We start from the raw sequence: 18,935 nt of genomic DNA, 5'->3' as shown, positions 1-18,935 counted from the left end.
GTAATTATCAAACGGTTTATCATCCCGTACCACTACCAGTCCGCTTTTTTGCAAATACTCGAGGCTGTAATGCGCCGCCAGGGCTGTTTGTGCAAAGGAGTCGCGGGTGGCCAGGCAATATCCCAGTTGAAAGCGCGTCATGATCTCTTCGCGAAAGCCACGTTCTTTTAAATAGCTGAGGCCGATTGCCTGTCCTTCCTCGCTTTCGAACAGGTTGCCGGAGAAATATTTTTGAGCAAAACCATTCAGGATGTATAAGCTGTCGGCCGCTTGTTGTTGCTGCAGCCTTTCGGGGCTCATGGCCGTTTCTTCAATCTCGACATTGTATTTGGCGGCGAGCCAGCGCAACGCTTCCACATAAGAATATTTCTCATGTTCCATAATGAAGCTGATGGTATTGCCGCTGCGGCCGCAACCAAAACACTTATAAATTTCCTTGGCCGGGGAAACGGTAAAGGAAGGCGATTTTTCGCCATGGAACGGACAAAGCCCCAGATAGTTAGCTCCACGTTTTTTTAACTTTATGAAGCTGCCTACTATTTCAATAATATCTATCCGGCTAAGGATCTGTTGTATAGTTTGAGGACTGATCATTGAAGCAAATTTAGGGTTAACTTAATTATTGGGAAGAATTGATATTGGACAAGAAATGGGGGAGGGGAAAGAACGCATTATAATATATGTGTATATTTGGATATGGAAGAATTGAGAGCACGGTTGCCTACCTTTTCCGAAATGATCCATTATTACGGGCCTTATATAGGGTTAGTACTTTCGATCATCATAGCAATAGTGGTGTTACAATTTGTATGGTTCAATAGAGTGCTCAAAGCGAAAAATGAAGAAATAAAAAGATTGGTTGACAGGGAACAAAAAATTACTGACAGGTATTTATATAAAATTGATAAAGATATCGGCTACCCAAGGAAAGAAAAATAAATCATTTATTCTATGTTGTTCATTATCATTCCAACAGTAGTATTATGTGCAGTTCTGGTTTATCAATATCTCTTTTTTATCAGGGTTTATTACATCGGTCAATCCCTACATAAATTTCGTGAATTACGCTGCGAGGCTATTTTATCTCTTTCTGATAATGTTAACAACGGGTATTCATTTGATGAAACAAAAGAACATCACTTATTTTTACTTAGGTTAAATGCAATTATAACCAACCTCGATGCATTTGGGCCCCGGCTTTTTACATTTAAATCAGTACTGGGTATCTATTCAAAAATCCTCTTTTCTTCCGAAACAATAACTGCCAATTCAAATAACGCGGTAAATATCCCCCTCCAGTACAAAGAAAAAGTAAGAGAGAGCCTGTTTACAGCACTAAAAGCAATTCCTTTACTCAGGTTCCGGTTCTTTATTTTTCTTTTAAAAGTGCTGGCTATGTTCTTCATTAAATCAGGCATTAATAAATACAAACAAGAGCTGTACGCCCTTGAAAAAATTGCCCAATTCGAAAAAGATAAAGGCATCTCCTGCCAATCTTAAATATTTCCCCATATATAATTGCTTGCTATAAGCAACTATTTGACTTACACTTTTTTGTATTTCTTCTACAGGATTACAGTTACAACAACGGTATACAATCATACCATTGCCTGTTAACTATTGGTTTATAATTTTAATTGTCTTTTCTCCTGTTTTTCCCGCAAATGTTTCTTAAATTAGATTAACTACTTACAGCGCACCACATTAAGCCTTACTTCCAACTTAAGAAGCTCTTTATATTTCTTCATTTATAAATTTTCTCCCATGGTAACTACAGAAATCGCACAGCTGTCAAGAGAATGCAATGCCTGGCGGGAGACATTGCGTTCTTACCGAGATGAATTCGGTCAACTTAAAAACCGTCTCCAGGACCTTGCCGGACACCAAACAAACAGAGACGTACTCCTGGAGATTGAACACCTCGACAATCAGTTCCACATTCAGCTCATTAACATTCACGACCTCAAGCAAGCCATCAAACTCCACCACCGTAAGCTCAACGACGAAATGGCTGAACCCAATAATGTGAACCTGGCCGAAGACGCATCCATCGATCACGAACGACTTTTCAACGATTATCAGCAACTGGAGAATACTCTGACGGAAGTAAAAGAGGAATTTTCGCACTTCGCGAATCATATAGGATAAATAAAGTATAGCCCGTGCTATAAACAGCTGCTTATGCACTTATAGCAGGCTTTAAAATATTATAAGAAGCCGAAGCAGGAAGTAAGAGGTAGGAAAAAAGTTCGCGAAATTCTTACCTCATACTTCTTACTTCATACCCTTTAACACCAATTATTTCTTCCCCTAATACAGCCGAAAAGTCCTGAGCCGAGTTTAAGGACAGCATCCATACCTTTTTAAAACTACTATTCTTCATTTTAAAAAATTGTTTGCTATGGCTGAATTTGATACCTCACATGTAAAAAATGTAGTCTTGCTTGGCCATGCCGGCTGCGGCAAGACCACATTGGCGGAGTGCATGCTATATGAAGCAGGCCTTATTACCCGCCGCGGCACCATTGCCGAAAAAAACACCATCGGCGATTACCATGAGCTGGAACAGGAACGTGGTAATTCCATCTTCTCCAAATTAATGCATACCAAATGGCGGGGTTACAAGATCAACATTATTGATACCCCCGGTTACGACGATTTTGTGGGTGAAGTGATATCGGCCCTGCGCGTGGCCGATACCGGAGTAATGTTACTCAATGCCATAATGGGTGTTGAAGTTGGCACCGACGTTATTTGGGATTATACCGAACAGTTTAAAACGCCCATGATCTTCGCCGTTAATAAACTCGACGAGGACAACGCTGATTTTGACAGGACCGTTCGCGAAGCAAAAGCCCATTTTGGCAGTAAAGTGGCCGTGGTGCAATACCCCAGGCAACAGGGAGCGGGCTTTCACGAGATCATCGATGTGCTTCGCATGACGATGTATAAATTTAAAGACACGGGAGGTAAACCCGAGAAACTGCCCATCCCCGATGAAGAGCGCGCCCGCGCCGATGAGCTGCACAAAGAACTGATAGAGGCGGTGGCCAGTAACGACGAATCCCTGATGGAAAAATATTTCGACAAGGGCGAGCTGGATGAAGACGAAATGAAGAACGGCCTGAAAAAGGCAATGATCAACCACGACCTGTTTCCCTTATTCTGCCTGTCGGCAGAACGGAATATGGGCAGTGGCCGGCTGATGGGCTTTATTGATAATGTTTGCCCCAGCGCCAATGAAATGCCGCCCCAGACCACGCAAGGTGGAAAATCGTTGCCTTGCGAAGCCAGCGGTCCGGCCTGCATCTTTGTTTTTAAAACCATCAGCGAGCCGCATGTAGGCGATCTGTCTTTCTTCAAAGTATATTCAGGTGCGGTGCAAAGTGGTATGGAGCTGGAAAACGAATCGACCGGCGTCACTGAAAAAATAAACCAGTTATTCCTGGTAGAAGGAAATAAACGCACCAATATCACCGAACTGGTAGCAGGGGATATTGGCGCCACCCTGAAATTAAGGAACACCCACGTTAATAACACCCTGCACACAAAAGGGAAAAATTACGAACTGAATCCCATTGAGTTTCCACCCCCCAATATGACGGTGGCCATTGAAACCCTGAAAAAAGGGGAAGAAGAAAAACTGTCACAGGCATTGCACCAGCTACGGGAAGAAGACCCCACGCTTATTGTGGAGGTTTCCCAGGAACTGAAACAAACGCTCATCCATTGCCAGGGCGATATGCATCTGGCAGTGGCCAAATGGAAAATAGAGCATCTGCATAAAGTTGACGTAAAATTCATCAAACCCCGCATCCCTTACCGCGAAACCATTCGCCGGATGGCCGAAGCCAATTACCGGCACAAAAAGCAGAGTGGGGGCTCTGGTCAGTTCGGAGAAGTGTTCTTACGCATAGAACCCTGGTATGAAGGCATGCCCGACCCCAACGGGTTGAACGTTCGCGGCCGGGATGTACATGATCTGGACTGGGGCGGTAAACTCGTTTTTTATAACTGTATTGTGGGCGGGGCGATCGACAATCGCTTTCAACCATCCATTTTAAAAGGTGTTATGGAAAAAATGCAAACCGGCCCGTTAACCGGGTCGTATGTACGTGACGTGCGGGTATCGGTTTATGATGGTAAAATGCACCCGGTGGACAGTAATGACATATCTTTCAAGATAGCGGGTTTAATGGCCTTTAAACAGGCTTTCCAGCAGGCTGACCCGCAGATACTGGAACCCGTGTACCAGATTGACGTGTTGTGTCCCGATGACCTTACCGGCGCCGTGATGGGCGACCTGCAAAGCCGCCGCGCCGTGGTGGAGGGCATAGATACCCAGGGGCATTTCCAGAAGGTGATCGCCAAGGTGCCGCTGGCCGAAATGGATGGGTACTCCTCCTCACTTCGTTCCATTACGCAGGGGCGCGCCAAGTTCACCATGAAGTTTTTTGACTATGTTCCGATGCCGTTCGATGAACAACGCCGGCTGATAGATGATTACTCGAAGACGGCGAAGGAGGAATTGGTGTAGAGTTGAAAAAAAGTTAACCAGTTAACCAGTTGACGAGTTGACCAGGTAGGCGGGTTGATAGCGTTGATAGGGTGATAAAGGGGAAAGAACATAGAGTTAATAAGTTGACGAGTTGACAGGTTAACACGGCAATCCGAATTGTCGGGAACCATTTCACGTTTGCCGTTTCATGTTTCACGATTCCACAGAACCAACTGGCCCTAGCATATAAATAGCTACCTACGGGTGGCTATTTTTTTTTAATACCGGGTAAGCGATGGACGCTCGCATAAAAATTTTATTCCAATTCGCGAATATCATTTACTTTCAACCGACGCAACAAGTGTTCAAATCATATGTTTTGTATGGAGGTGAAAGCCCTGGATAAAAAAGAATTCGTATTCAACATTGTAAGCCAATCACATGTTCCCATGTTCATTGCCTGGGGACCATCAGGGACCTTGTACTATAACGACGCATGTAAACCGCTTATTGGCTTGTCGCCAACTGAGGCGATGGGACTATCGCTGCAGACAGTTTTTGCCAGAAACTGGAGCAAACTGGGGCCCGCCTTTGACCAGGTGATGCAGGGCCGCTCAGTAACCATTCCCGATATGCAGCTTTTCATCAACCGGTTTGGGTATTCCGAACCGGTCAGTTATACATTTTCCTGCATTCCCATTCCGCTGGAAACCGGTAAAACAGGCGGCATGCTGGTTACGGCCACTGAAAACATTGCCATACAGCAGGCCGCTCAAAAAAAGATCTACGATATTTTATTGCAGTTACCTATTGGCATTTTAACCCTGCGGATGCCTGATTACCGTATTGAACTGGCCAATAACTCATTTTTACAGATCGCCAGTAAAGAAGTGAATGACATTACCGGCCGCTCGCTATTTGAGGTGAATCCGGACCTAAAGGACCAAAAGATCGAGGAAATGATCAGCCAGGTTGTAGAAACCGGTAAGCCGCTTATCCAGAACGGCATGCCTTTGCGCTTTGAACGCAATGGCGCTCAGGTAATGGCCTATTTCAATGTGCTGTTTTACCCATTGCCGGAGTCAGATGGCACCTGTAGCGGCGTGATGGTGGTAGGCCGTGAAGTGACCGATATTATCCTGGAAAGAAAACGCATGGAAAACAGCGAACACTATTTCCGCCGCCTGGCCGATGCGGTTCCTGTTATGCTGTGGATCACCCGTCCTGATGGCTATTGCACGTATGTAAACCAGAAATGGTACGACTATACCGGGCAACCGCCCGAAAAAACCCTGGGCGATGGCTGGCTTTCGGTAGTGCATCCGGATGATGTTCAATTAATGACAAGTTGTTTTGAAGACGCCAATACCCACCAGGCGCCTTTTAACTTCGAATACCGCATCAGGAGCGCCGATGGAACTTATCGCTGGATACTCGATTCCGGTTCGCCCATGTTTGATAAAAAAGGCGTTTTCGAAGGGTTCATCGGTTCGGTCGTGGATATCGACAACCGTAAACTGGCCGAAGATGCCGTTCGTGAAAGTGAAAAAAGGGTCCGGCAGCTGGCCGATTCCATGCCTCAGATCGTATGGACGGCTAATTCCGATGGTTATGTAGATTACTATAACAAGCAATGGTACTTACTGATCGGTGAGGAAAACCAATTTGGCGACGAGAGCTTTATTGTACATGTTCACCCCGATGATCAGGCCCGGTGTCTGGAATCATGGCATGAGGTAGTGCGTACCGGGGAGTCGTTAGAAATTGAATTCCGTTTCCGGGTAAAATATCCCGTACCGGTTTACCGGTGGTTCCTGGTGCGGGCCCGTCCCATCAAAAACGATAATGGCCAGATCATTAAATGGTTTGGCACCTGTACCGATATTGATGATGTAAAGAACATTCACCTGGAGCTGGAGAACCGGGTGGCTGAAAGAACGCATGAAATTTCGCACAAGAACAAAGCCCTGGAAGAAACTACCCGCGAATTAAAGGAGATAAACCAGCAGCTGGAACTGCGCCATGAAGAGCTGCGCCAGAGTGAAGATCGTTATTTGCGCATGACCAACGAGGTGGAAGATTATTCCATAATTCTGCTGAGCAAGGATGGCTATATTGAAAACTGGAATAAAGGGGCGGAAAAAATAAAAGGGTATACTGCCGATGAGATCATCGGCCTGCACTTCCGGCTTTTTTATACCCATGCCGATCAGCAGCACGGCCTGGCGGAAAAACTGATAGAGGAGGCGACACTGAACGGAAAATCAACCTTTGAAGGGTTGCGGGTACGCAAGGATGGATCCACCTTCTGGGCGTATTCGGTGCTCACCGCCCTGCACAATGACAAAAACGACATCATCGGTTTTTCAAAAGTAACCCGCGATCTTACCAAGCAAAAGCTTACCGAAGACCAGTTGAAAATGTATGCCGAGCAACTGGAACAGAAGAACCGGGAGCTGGAACGCAGCAACAGCGAATTGTCATCGTTCAGTTATGTGGCCAGCCATGACCTGCAGGAGCCTTTACGAAAAATACAGGCTTTTGGCAACCTGATACAGGCCCGCGATGTGGCCAGTTTAAGCGATACCAGCAAGGATTACTTCAACCGGATGGTGAAAGCAGCAGTACGCATGCAAAACCTTATTGACTCCTTACTGGAGTTCTCACGCACCACTACTGCCCGTAAGAATTTTGAATTGACCGATCTGAATATGCTGCTCGATGAAGTGAAAAAAGAACTGGCGCACCGGATTGAAGAAAAAAAGGCGGAGATCATTTCGTCACACCTGCCTACCGTGACTATTATTCCCTTTCAGTTCAGACAGCTGTTATCGAATTTGATCAGCAATTCGCTGAAATATTCACGCGAGGATGTAACGCCCGTTATTGAAATTACCGCGGCTTATGTAAAAGCGAGAGACCTGAATGAAAAGGCCGCCATCCCGGGCAAGGATTATTTCCGCTTTAAAATAGCAGACAACGGGATTGGGTTTGAGCAGGAGTATGCCGAGAAAATATTTGACCTGTTTCAGCGGCTGCATGGCCGCAATGAATACAGCGGCTCCGGCATTGGCCTGGCAATTTGTAAAAAGATTGTTGAGAACCATCATGGTTTTATGCGGGCCGAAAGTGGAGCAGGAGAGGGCGCTACGTTTTACTTTTTCATACCAGCCAAATAGTTGAAAGTTTTAAGTTGAAATACAAAGTCCGCAAATAGTAAGGTAACACTACTTGCGGACTTTTCTTATTTCTTACTTCCTACTTCTTACGTCAATATTTGGCGCATTCCTTCATCTCTTTCTCACTATAAGCTAATCCATATTGTTTCAACACCTCATCGGGAACGCCATTCCATTTATTAGGCGTATTACCGGCATAGCCAACGTCTTTCACGCCAATTTCGCTGGTATAAAAACCGGAAGTGGTTAGATCGCGCATGAGACTAAAGAAGGCAATGCCCGGACCCATATCAGGTTTCATTTGTTTGCCCCTGGTTATATCTTTCCCATTTTCTTTATAAACAATTTGGGGGTAAGCAATATCATCAACAATATTTATTTGCTGGGTAGGGTCGCATTCAATAAACGGTTTATTGAAACGCTTCAGGCTTTGTACATCTAACCAGCGTAAACCACCCCGCATGGGCGTTTGGTTTTCGGGTTTGTCTTTTACGATGTATTCAATAAAATCAGGCACTTTGGCGTCTGAGGCGCTGCCGCTTATTTCATCTTTTGGAATGATGATGTCGGCCAGCACCGTGATGGTAGCCATTTCATGCGAAGTAAAAAAGGTCTTTGACGTTATTTCCTTTTCCCGCTCTTTTTCTTCCTCGGCACGGTCTAGGGTAAATTCGCCGGAAGGCTCGGTTACTTTAACAGGCTCTTTTTTATTATCGGTTTTGCAGGCATCCAGCAACACACCGGCCGACAGGGTACTTACTGCTATAGCTTTTAAGGATTTTCTTCTGTCCATTTTTTTGAGTTTTTGGTTCGTGGTTACAGGTTACGCTTTTTCATTTCATCAATGATATATTCCGATGCACGCATGGAAAGCGCGAGAATGGTCCAGGTGATGTTTTTATCAGCCTGAGAAACAAACGGGCCGCCATCTACACAAAACAGGTTTTTACAATCATGGGCCTGGTTGTATTTGTTCAACACCGATTCTTTGGGATCGCTACCCATCCGTACCGTACCGGCTTCGTGAATGATATTACCGGGCGCATGCAACCCATAATTGTTCTCAGCGGTACCATCATCACCATAAGTAATAATAGCGCCCATGTTATGAAAGATCTCTTTAAAGGTTTCCTTCATGTGTTTGGCCTGTTTAATATCGTATTCGTGTGGTTTTACATTGAAGCGTAACACAGGAATACCATATTTATCAACCACTTTGGGATCAATTTCGCAATAATTGCTTTTTACGGCAAGGGCTTCACCACGGCCGGCCATACCCACCCGGGCGCCATAGAAGTAACGCATATCTTCTTTCAACGATTTACCATAGCCACCAGGTTCTTTTTGATGTCCTTTTACCTCGAACCTGCCATTCAGAGCCTGAACACTGTTACCAAAACCATAAGCGGGCTGGCCAAAACCACCCCAATATTCAATATGATAACCGCGGGGGAAATCGAGTTTTTTATTATCACCCCACCATGGTGTATAAATGTGCGCGCCGCCCACACCATCTTCATTATAGCGTTTGCGATCGAACAGTTCGGGTAATACCCCGCCCATATCAGCACCGGTTGAATCGTGCAGGTATTTACCCACCACGTCACTGCTGTTGGCCAGTCCATTGGGATAGCGGGCCGATCTTGAGTTCAGCAGCAAACGGGCCGATTCGCAGGCGCTGGCTGCCAGGATCACCGTACGGCCCATCACCTGGTATTCCTGCAGATCGGTCTTGTTTACATATGATACACCTGTGGCGAGTCCTTCAGTATTGGTGAGCACTTCACGCGCCATGGCGTTGGTGATCACATCTACGTTACCGGTCTCGAGAGCAGGTTTTACTAAAACCGAGGAAGAAGAGAAGTCGGCATATGCAACTGAGCAGGCCCGGTTACACTGTCCGCAAAAAATACACTCGCCGCGCGAATCATTGATCTTTTTAGTAAGGATCGAAAGCCGGGAGGGGATCACCGGAATGCCCATACCAGTGGCCGCTTTTTTTATCATCAGTTCATGCAAACGGGGTTTGGGCGGGGGCAGAAAAATACCATCAGGGTCATTTTCCAGGCCTTCATTGCTGCCAAATACACCAATGAGCTTGTCAACTTTATCGTAATAAGGTTTTACATCGTCATAACCAATTGGCCAGTCGTCACCCATTCCATCTATGCTGTGCCGTTTAAAATCTTTGGGGCCGAAGCGGAGGGAGATACGACCCCAGTGATTGGTACGGCCGCCGATCATGCGGGCGCGCCACCATTCCCATTTGGTATTGTCGGCATGAGTATAAGGTTCACCATCAATTTCCCAACCCCAGTAGCAGGCGTCAAAATCACCAAAAGGTCTGAATTTGGTGCTGGCGCCACGACGGGGTGATTCCCACGGATTTTTAAACTGAGTTACATTTTTTCTTGGATCATACATTGGTCCGGCTTCAATCAAACAAACTTTCAACCCGGCATGAGACAACACGTAAGCAGCCATGCCGCCACCGGCGCCCGAGCCTACGATGATGACATCATATTGCCTGGCATTTTTTTTCACCTGAAGATCCCCCATAAGAGTAAGTAAGTTTTATAAATGAAGAATGGTTGGTTTAGAGCATAAATGTAAAGGTTTAGCAATCCTGACCAATTATTTGCAATCGCTTTTTTATATGTGGTTGAAATAGTAGCAGCCTGTGCAAATAAACCATTATTGGCAAAGGGCAAAGGGCAAAAGGCAAAGGCAGTGACGCGGCAAGGCAACAAAGAGGCACGCAAATTCCTGCAATCTGTTGTTGCAGGGGTTTGAAATAAAGGCGCGAGGTATAAGGTTCAAGGTTCAATGACTCAAAACTCGGAATGCCTGATTGTTTTCGAGGTGAATTCCAGGGTTTGTGCCTTGTTCCTGAACCATGTAATTTTTAAAACAATGGTATTTACCTAATTACCCCGATTAATGTAATCCATACGTTTAAAGTCGGGTATTTTTGAATATTATATACCAAAGACCATACTATATTGAATAATATTCAAAGAATGGCTTTTTTATTTCAAATATTTGTAGCAGTACGTATAGATAAACCCTTATTTATTAAAAAATTGGTTAATGGGCTGAAGAATTTATACTTTATTCCCGCAATTTTACATACATAAATTCGTTAAACAGATGTCCAATTATTCTGAAAAAACCTATAATCACATATCCCTATGACCCCATACATCCAAAATGAAACGGATTACCTGGCCGAGAAATTCATGATATTGGAATATCATATTGCGCATGCCAGCAAGATTGCCCTTCTTAAGATTCAGAGTTGGAAATTTGCCGTCAAGAATCCAGAAGTAGGGACACGTTATCAAATGGCAGCAGAAGATATGGTACGCCAGTCATTAATGAGTTTTGTACCCGCTTCTCATATTTTAAATGAAGAGGGTTTCTATTTTCGACCGATCCAGAATTAATTAGTTTTAAAATAATCACAGCAAGTCGCTTCTTCACCGGAGCGACTTTTTTTTTTGCTTAAAGCCCTTCCGGCCTCCCCCCGTCCCCCTCCGGTGGAGGGGGAGTTTTGCAACCTCGAGATTAATCTTAACCTGTTAACATGTCAACTTATTAACTTATCAACTCTATCAACCCTCAACCTCACCCTTTTTCTCTCCAAACCTTCTTCTTCCTCGTTAACTTGTCAACTTGTTAACTCGTTAACTCGTTAACTGATCAACTTACTTAGTCCCCTTTAGCAATTGTTAATATTTATTTTCCCGATATATAACAGAAACCCATAAATGATAATTTCTTAAGGAATAATTTATAATGCGGTAATCGTGCAGGCGGCACCGATCTATCCTTAATGGTTAACCTGTATGTTAGTCACTAAGCGTGTCTAAAAAGTCATTTTTCAAAATCAACATTCAAAAAGACTTCCTATTTTTGTTTTGGCAACACTAATCAGCGAAGTGAGAAAGAAATGGTGAGACGAGCAATGTAGCCGATGCAACAAACCTTATCTGATGGACAGGATTCTATTATTTACGCCACTTCTTATCTTTTTATCTCTTTTACTTATCTCATATGCCTACGGGCATCTTTGGTGTGCCTTCACCTATTTTTCAGATCGAGTAAATCCGTACAGGAAAAAGATCTCAAAACAATTGGTCAGTTTACATCGCCTGAACGCAGTTTACCAACCAGCGAACCCGTTCAGCCGGCACCATGTGTGTAAACGGAGTACTGAATATGTGCCCGAGTGGTTCCTTTCATCACGAAGGTGACCCGGCAACAAAAATGATCGATAGCAGATAGCCCGTCTCGATGAACACGCAATAAAACGGATAGCAACAACTCCCACGTTTCAACCATGGATCTACCGGAATACAGTAGATGCCATACAGTTAATTATTGTTTAATAGCAATTCAGTAACCCATGTTTTAGCAAGTCACGTACCACCTGCTGAAGCAAGCGCTTTATTTATGTGAGCTGTAGGTAAGGGATTAGGGTCAGCTACTTTTGTTATTTGCTATAAACCTTTTCTTATGAAATTGAAAAAAGAGGACATTGAAAGGATCAGGCTCGCAAAAGATCTATTAACAAAAAACAGGCGTTATCATATCACCATTAATGATCTAAGTCAACAAACACAACTCAACCGTACCAAATTGCAATTTGGATTTAAACAGCTGTTTGGGGTTAGCATCGATGATTACCGGATCCTGTTGCGAATGGAAAAAGCCAAGGAGTTGCTGGAACAAACCGAGAAAAGTGTAAAAGAAATATCAATACTGGTAGGATACAAAAGCATGGGAAGTTTCAGTACCATGTTTAAAAAAATATATAGTAAATCGCCCACCGAATGGCGGAACGGGCAGCATGGATAAAACAACAATGACGATATGACTTTAACACACGAAGTGAACACCACTTTGACAGAGGGGTATTGCCATGCATTATGGCCATCCGGTTCTTTATATAACTATAACAGTATGGCACATGTTATTTCGTGAAATAAAATAATTTAAATAATGCAAATACAAGAAATGAAACTTCGTATATTGCATGTAGATATTTGACAAGGACGGTTTTCAATACATACATATTCAGCAAGAAGTAGCTGCGGCACAAAAACTTATTTTCTTGGAAGCTCGTGAATAAAGCCCTCAAAGCTGCCTGCCTTAGTTGTGCAGGCACCAGACCCGAAACCAAGCTAAGCGGCCAAAAGTACCGCACTACTATTGCTGATGAGTGCTGAACAACATTTGGCTATAGAATGATGATCCGGGTAGCCGGAAGCGTTTATGACTGTGGTGAAAGATATTTTGGAGGGTCAGCAGATAACACCCGTTCATGAATGCTGGGATGAATGACGAGTCGCTCCCGGCTTTCACCCCAATGACCAGGATATAACCCCGGCATAGCCGGCTCCCGGATTCATTTTACATATTGGTTTCAATTTCTAATTGGCCTTTCTTGATCTATTATAGAAGGTTTTTAACAGTGGCTTGCTTGTACTGCCTTTTCTGTCCAGTAAGGGCACTATAGGTAAGCATTCTGAACGTAAATGCGATCACTTCAGGTTTCGCCCAATAATTTTATTAACTTTAGTCAGCTATGGACCTACGGGTACTAACTGATGAGATACTGCTGCAATTGTTAAAAGCCAACGATGAGCAGGCTTTTAAGGAGATCTATTCGCGCTACTGGAAACTCATTTTTGAAGCAGCTTATCACCGCCTGTCAAGCAGGGAAACCGCCAAAGAACTGGTGCAAACTATCTTTCTACGCATTTGGGAAAAACGTCATTCCATTCACATCACTCATCTGCAAGGCTATTTACAAACCGCCATCAAAAACAGTGTCATTAATTATGTGGAAGCAACCATGGTGCATAAAAAATATCTGCAGCATGTTGTACACACCAGCTCAGCTACTTGCCAGGACACCGAATCTACCCTTACATTTCACGAATTATCCCAAGCGATAGAAAAAGCCATTGCAGCGCTTCCGGAGAAAACAAGACAGGTTTTTCGCCTTAGCCGCTTCGATCATTTATCTATTCGTGAAATAGCGGCCAGCCTGAACATTTCTGAAAAAGCCGTTGAATACCATATTACCCAATCGCTCAAGATCATGCGGCTGTACCTGAAAGATTATCTTGATATCGCATGGTAGCAGAACAACCCCAATTTTTTCTAATTGCCTTTAGGGGATCTCTCAACTTGCCTGTCTATAACAAAACGGTTCAATAAACCGCATAAACCTAATCTCGATGGATCGCACAGCATTCAGGGAATTGTTAATACGTTATAGTAATAACACTGCCACTGCAGAAGAAAAGGCTTTGATCGATCATTGGTATGAGTTGTTATATAATAATAAGCTACCGGCCCTTAAGCAAAGTGAACTGGATAACATAGAGCAAGAAATGTGGGCGCATATTGAAAAAGCAGGCAACCTGTCGGGGCCTTTTACTGTATATCGTTCTATAAAAAGGAAACGCCTGTATTATTTCGCTGCTGCAGCGGTTATTATTGGCCTGGTAATCAGCGGCTGGCTGGTATTCTTCCATTCTGCCAAAACATTTTCCTATGAAATAAGCCGAAGACAAAACAAGTTATCAGAAAGTGTTAATGCCACTACTACCCCTCAACGAATAGACCTGGAAGATGGCAGTTATATATTATTGAAACCTGCCTCAAAGATTGCCTATGCACAGCATTTCGGCGCCAATAAACGGGAAGTGTACCTGGAAGGGGAAGCTTTTTTTCAGGTGGCTAAAGATGCTACCCGGCCATTTTATGTATACACCAACGAACTGGTAACAAAAGTGTTGGGCACCAGCTTTGATGTACGGGCATTTTCACACGACGATACCATCCAGGTGATGGTGCATACGGGAAAAGTAACAGTATATAAACGAAAGAATGGAGCAACCGAGCAGGAACTGGCCAAAGCCAATGCTACTATTATTACGCCCAATCAGCAGATATTGTTCAACCGGCAACTGGCCAGCTTTACCAGGTCTGTCACTATACAACCGCAGGTGATCAATACGGCTGATAATACGGACAGCAAACAATTTGTTTTTACCGATACCCCGGCATCTGAGGTGCTGATGATGCTTCAAAGATCATATGGCATACCCATTATTTTTGATGAAGAGTTGATGAGCCAATGTTCATTCACCGGCGCCTTTACCAATGAAAGTTTTTTTGAACGCATCAGCCTCGTTTGTAAGGCTATTGAAGCTACCTATGAACAGGCTGACGGACAGGTGATCGTCACCGGCAGTAATTGTGAAAAAATTAACCGTTTAACCAAAATACATGACAAATGAGAAAAGCCATCCTAATCAATGTAATAAAGTATTTCGCCGGACAGTTGCTGTTGGCGGCGCTTTTTGCCGTTACCCTGTATGCAGCACCTGTTGGTACCCGAAATGTACTGGACCGCGAAGTAACACTGAACATCAAAGAAAAAAAGCTGGAGTATGTATTGATTAGAATAGAGGAGCAAACAAAGGTGACGTTTGTGTTCAGTTCGAAACTAATACAAAGCGACCGCCTGGTCACCATCAGTAAATCCAAGGAAAGATTATCGGTGGTATTGAATGAACTGGCCAGCTACCTGCATCTTGACTATGAAGTGGCAGGCGATAAAGTGATCCTGAAACGGCAGCTTTCAGTTAAGGCCGGCCTAGAGACGGATAATAGCACGCCGGAAATAGCGGCCATTCCCATTACCGGTAAAATAACCAGTTCAAAAGGGGAGCCTTTATCGGGCGTGAGCGTTGTTGTAAGGGGCAAGTCTGGCGGCACCTCCACTAACGCCAATGGCGTTTTTACCATTAATGCTGAAGCAGGCGATGTGCTTGTTATTACTAATATCGGTTATAAAACGCAGGAAATAACAGTAGGCAGCGAGCATGAGTTGACTATAAGCCTGGAAGACGCAGTGGCTGAATTAACCACTGTAGTAGTAGGTTCCCGTTCCTTACGGCCAAGAACAAATGTGGAATCGCCGGTACCGGTTGATGTTATTTCTTCCAAAGACCTGCTTGGGACAGGGCAAATAGAACCTGCCCAACAGATCCAGTACACTGCACCCAGTTTTGTTTCGAACCGGCAAACCATTGCCGATGGCACCGATCATATTGACCCGGCCAGCTTACGTGGTTTGGGCCCCGACCAGGTGCTGGTGCTGGTGAACGGCAAACGCCGCTATAACACTGCCCTGGTCAATATTAATGGTACAGTAGGTAAGGGGTCTGTGGGCACCGACCTGAACGCCATTCCGACCAGCAGTATCGACCGGATAGAAGTATTGCGGGATGGCGCCGCCTCGCAATACGGTTCTGACGCAATTGCCGGCGTTATAAACATAGTATTGAAGAAGAAAACCGGCACCCAGGTTTTTGCGCATGCCGGGCAGCAATATGCCGGTGATGGCGCCAATTTGCAATTAGGCATAAACGAAGGTTTTAAGTTGGGCAAAAAAGGCGGCGTACTGAACCTTACCGGTGAAATACGCCATCGCCAACCCACCAACCGCGCCGGTGACTACCTGGGCACGGTATACACGGCCAATGCTACACAGGACGAGGCATTGATTGCGCAAAACGGAGGTTGGGACCGTAAGAACAATATGTTCATCGGAAATTCAAAACAATTGAATGCATATGGCGAAGCCAACCTGGAAGTGCCCATTTCAAATAAGAGTAAATTCTATGCAATGGGTATGTACAGTTACCGCAAGGGAAAAGCAGCCGGCTTTTACCGGTACCCGAAACAAACCTCGCAGGTAGTGGCGCAATTTTATCCCCGTGGTTTTCTGCCATATATTGAATCGGAGATCAACGACCGGTCGCTTATGGCCGGTATTAAAGGTAAAACCGCCAGCGCCTGGAACTGGGATGTAAGCAGCACATATGGCGGTAACCAGTTCCGGTTTGATGTAACCAATTCAAACAATGCCAGCATGGGTACTGCTTCACCCACTTCCTTTTATTGCGGCAAACTGGCTTTTCAACAAAGCACTACCAATGTCGACTTCTCAAAAGATTTTGGTTCCCATCTTCATCTGCCGTCGTTTAACGTAGCCCTTGGTGCAGAAATGCGTATTGACATGTTCAAGATAACACCGGGACAGGAAGAGTCGTGGAAGAACTATGATCCCAATGGAGGTAAAGCTGGCGGCGCCCAGGTATACCCGGGATATCAGCCAGCCAATGCAGTAGATGAAAACCGCAGTGTGTTCAGCGGCTATGTGGATGTAGAATCGGACATTACCGAAAAGTTCCTGGTAGACGTTGCCGGCCGCTTCGAACATTACAGCGATTTTGGTAATGCGTTAGCCGGTAAACTGGCGTTGCGGTATAAGCTACTCGACGCATTATCTATCCGGGGCGCCATCAGCAATGGGTTCAGAGCGCCTTCTATTCACCAGTATTTCTTTAACAATACCAGCACCCAGTTTCAGTTGATAAACGGAACGCTGTCGCCCAGTAATACGTTAACGGTTCGTAACAGCGATCCTATTGCCAAAGCGCTGGGTATTCCTGATCTGAAAGAAGAAACATCGGTTAACTACAGTCTGGGTATCACTGCCAAACCAGGCCGCAATACCTCCCTTACAATTGATGCCTATCGCATAGATATCAAGAACCGCATTTTACTGGCAGGTCCATTTAAAAGAACGGCAGCCGGTACTTCTATCGTTGACCAGGTATTGAACAACGCGGGTATTGGCACCGATGTGCAGGTGGTGCAGGCGTTCAGCAACTTCGTAGACACAAAAACCCAGGGCATTGACATTATTTTTTCCGTGAGTCCGCAGTTAAATACAGGCAACCTCGACATCACGCTGGCGGCTAACTTCAACGAAACCAAGATTAAAAAAGTAAAAGGCACCGAAAAGATCCCCGCGAAGCCCGATTCAGTAGGCAATTACTTTTATTTTGACCGGGCCGAACAATCGCGCGTAGAAAAGGCCAACCCGAAAAATAAAGTATCACTGTCGGCCAATTACCAGTATAAAAAAATAGGCCTGATGGCGCGGGCAACCCGCTTTGGTAAAGTATCGTCGTGGAATGCAGATCCCCGGCTCGATGAAACCTATGACCCGAAAATTGTAACCGATGCCAGCATCAGTTACAGCATACTGCCACAGGTGCGCGTAACGATTGGTGCTAATAATTTATTTGATGTATATCCAGATAAACTAAAATGGTTCCAGGATGGTAATGGCGACAAATCGAACATTTACTATGGCAATACCTCCGACGGACGTTTTCAATACAGCCGTAACGCAACCCAGTTTGGAATGAACGGCGGGTATTATTACATCAGTCTTTCGGCGAACTTTTAAACCTGTCTGAACCGGGGATTGGTGAAATGATTGAGATTTATGGGATATGGATGCTTATGCTATCCAGGGTGGGTCGTTCGCTTGCTGTCGGACGACCCACCTTTTTTATTACCATAATTGATTAACTTGCCTTTCTTATAGTTTTTGTATGATCGTTGTTATTCAATGTAAAGACCAGGTTGGATTAGTGGCAGGCATTACGGGCGTGCTGGCAAAAGAACAATTGAACATTGTTTCGCTGCGCGAACACGTTGATAAGATCGAGAACCGTTTTTTTATCAGGGTGCATTTAGAGCAGGACACCGACTCGCAAGCGCTTGAAGAAAAGCTAAACCAGGTGTTGCCGGCAGATGCGATGATAACGGTGAACCCTTTACCTGAGAAAAAAATAGTGGTGATGGTGACCAAAGAATACCATTGCCTGGGCGACATTCTTATCCGTAATTATTTCAAAACCCTGGGCGCCCAGGTGCAGTGCGTAATCGGGAACCACGATACCCTGCAGAATATCTGTCAGCGGTTTGATATTCCCTTTTACCTGGTATCGCACGAGCAAAAAGATAAGGAGGCTTTTGAAGCGCAGGTAAGCAGTCTGATCGATAAGTATTCACCTGATTATATTGTGCTGGCCAAGTTCATGCGCATTTTATCACCGGGTTTTGTGGCGAAGTATACCGGCAGCATCATCAATATACATCATTCTTTTTTGCCGGCCTTTGTAGGCGCCAATCCTTACCGGCAGGCGTTTGAGCGCGGGGTGAAGTTAATTGGGGCAACTGCGCATTTTGTTACCAACGAGCTCGATGAAGGGCCTATTATCGCGCAACAGATCATTCCTGTAACGCATTCCCATACGGCCGCTGATATGATGAAGGCGGGAAAAGAAATTGAGACCGCGGTACTGGCGAAGGCG

General features: G+C 44.8%; 14 protein-coding genes. 11 read left to right on the top strand and 3 right to left on the bottom strand.

All coding sequences use genetic code 11. From position 1 onward, the window contains the following. Positions 1-594 (bottom strand): CHC2 zinc finger domain-containing protein (locus ACJ751_RS30005; RefSeq protein WP_407749231.1); only part of this gene is annotated, 594 nt, incomplete at its 3' end. A gap of 102 nt (positions 595-696) precedes the next feature. Here ACJ751_RS30005 and ACJ751_RS30000 point away from each other — a divergent pair. The 5 genes from ACJ751_RS30000 (at position 697) to ACJ751_RS29980 (ending at position 7,677) form a co-directional block, all read left to right on the top strand. Then, positions 697-939, top strand: a complete 243-nt coding sequence (locus tag ACJ751_RS30000) for a hypothetical protein (RefSeq protein ID WP_407749230.1) — start codon at positions 697-699, stop codon at positions 937-939. Positions 940-954: 15 nt separating this feature from the next. Next, a complete protein-coding gene (locus tag ACJ751_RS29995) occupies positions 955-1,500 on the top strand; it encodes a hypothetical protein (RefSeq protein WP_407749229.1) in 546 nt (181 codons plus the stop codon). Between the two features lie 321 nt (positions 1,501-1,821). Further along, positions 1,822-2,148: a hypothetical protein gene (locus tag ACJ751_RS29990; protein ID WP_407749228.1), complete on the top strand. Its 327-nt coding sequence runs from the start codon at positions 1,822-1,824 to the stop codon at positions 2,146-2,148. A 253-nt stretch (positions 2,149-2,401) separates the two neighbouring features. Next, positions 2,402-4,537, top strand: coding sequence for an elongation factor G (locus ACJ751_RS29985; protein ID WP_407749227.1), 2,136 nt, complete (start codon positions 2,402-2,404; stop codon positions 4,535-4,537). Positions 4,538-4,881: 344 nt separating this feature from the next. Further along, entirely contained in the window at positions 4,882-7,677 is a 2,796-nt protein-coding gene (locus ACJ751_RS29980; protein ID WP_407749226.1) for a PAS domain S-box protein, read from the top strand. Positions 7,678-7,768: 91 nt separating this feature from the next. Here the strand turns inward: ACJ751_RS29980 and ACJ751_RS29975 are convergent, their stop codons facing one another. Both ACJ751_RS29975 and ACJ751_RS29970 read right to left on the bottom strand, forming a co-directional pair. Beyond that, the gene (locus ACJ751_RS29975) at positions 7,769-8,470 is read right to left on the bottom strand and encodes a gluconate 2-dehydrogenase subunit 3 family protein (RefSeq protein ID WP_407749225.1); all 702 of its coding nucleotides are present in this window, start codon (positions 8,468-8,470) and stop codon (positions 7,769-7,771) included. 23 nt (positions 8,471-8,493) lie between these two features. Then, complete coding sequence (locus ACJ751_RS29970; protein WP_407749224.1) at positions 8,494-10,236, bottom strand: GMC family oxidoreductase; 1,743 nt, start codon at positions 10,234-10,236, stop codon at positions 8,494-8,496. 632 nt (positions 10,237-10,868) lie between these two features. On the opposite strand from ACJ751_RS29970, the gene ACJ751_RS29965 reads away from it, so the two are divergent. The 6 genes from ACJ751_RS29965 to purU all read left to right on the top strand — a co-directional run. Next, a complete protein-coding gene (locus ACJ751_RS29965; protein WP_014218877.1) occupies positions 10,869-11,123 on the top strand; it encodes a hypothetical protein in 255 nt (84 codons plus the stop codon). A gap of 1,072 nt (positions 11,124-12,195) precedes the next feature. Next, complete coding sequence (locus ACJ751_RS29960) at positions 12,196-12,537, top strand: helix-turn-helix domain-containing protein (protein ID WP_407749223.1); 342 nt, start codon at positions 12,196-12,198, stop codon at positions 12,535-12,537. Between the two features lie 730 nt (positions 12,538-13,267). Then, the gene (locus tag ACJ751_RS29955; protein ID WP_407749222.1) at positions 13,268-13,828 is read left to right on the top strand and encodes an RNA polymerase sigma factor; all 561 of its coding nucleotides are present in this window, start codon (positions 13,268-13,270) and stop codon (positions 13,826-13,828) included. A gap of 97 nt (positions 13,829-13,925) precedes the next feature. Further along, complete coding sequence (locus ACJ751_RS29950; protein ID WP_407749221.1) at positions 13,926-14,993, top strand: FecR family protein; 1,068 nt, start codon at positions 13,926-13,928, stop codon at positions 14,991-14,993. After that, complete coding sequence (locus tag ACJ751_RS29945) at positions 14,990-18,022, top strand: TonB-dependent receptor (protein ID WP_407749220.1); 3,033 nt, start codon at positions 14,990-14,992, stop codon at positions 18,020-18,022. The genes ACJ751_RS29950 and ACJ751_RS29945 overlap by 4 nt, the downstream gene beginning before the upstream one ends. A gap of 148 nt (positions 18,023-18,170) precedes the next feature. Beyond that, positions 18,171-18,935: formyltetrahydrofolate deformylase (purU, locus tag ACJ751_RS29940; RefSeq protein ID WP_407749219.1), on the top strand; the 765-nt coding region annotated here is incomplete at its 3' end.

It is taken from the genome of Niastella sp. (assembly GCF_045805085.1).
In the GTDB taxonomy this organism is placed as follows: Bacteria; Bacteroidota; Bacteroidia; order Chitinophagales; family Chitinophagaceae; genus Niastella.
This window is presented reverse-complemented; position numbering and strand designations above follow the sequence as displayed.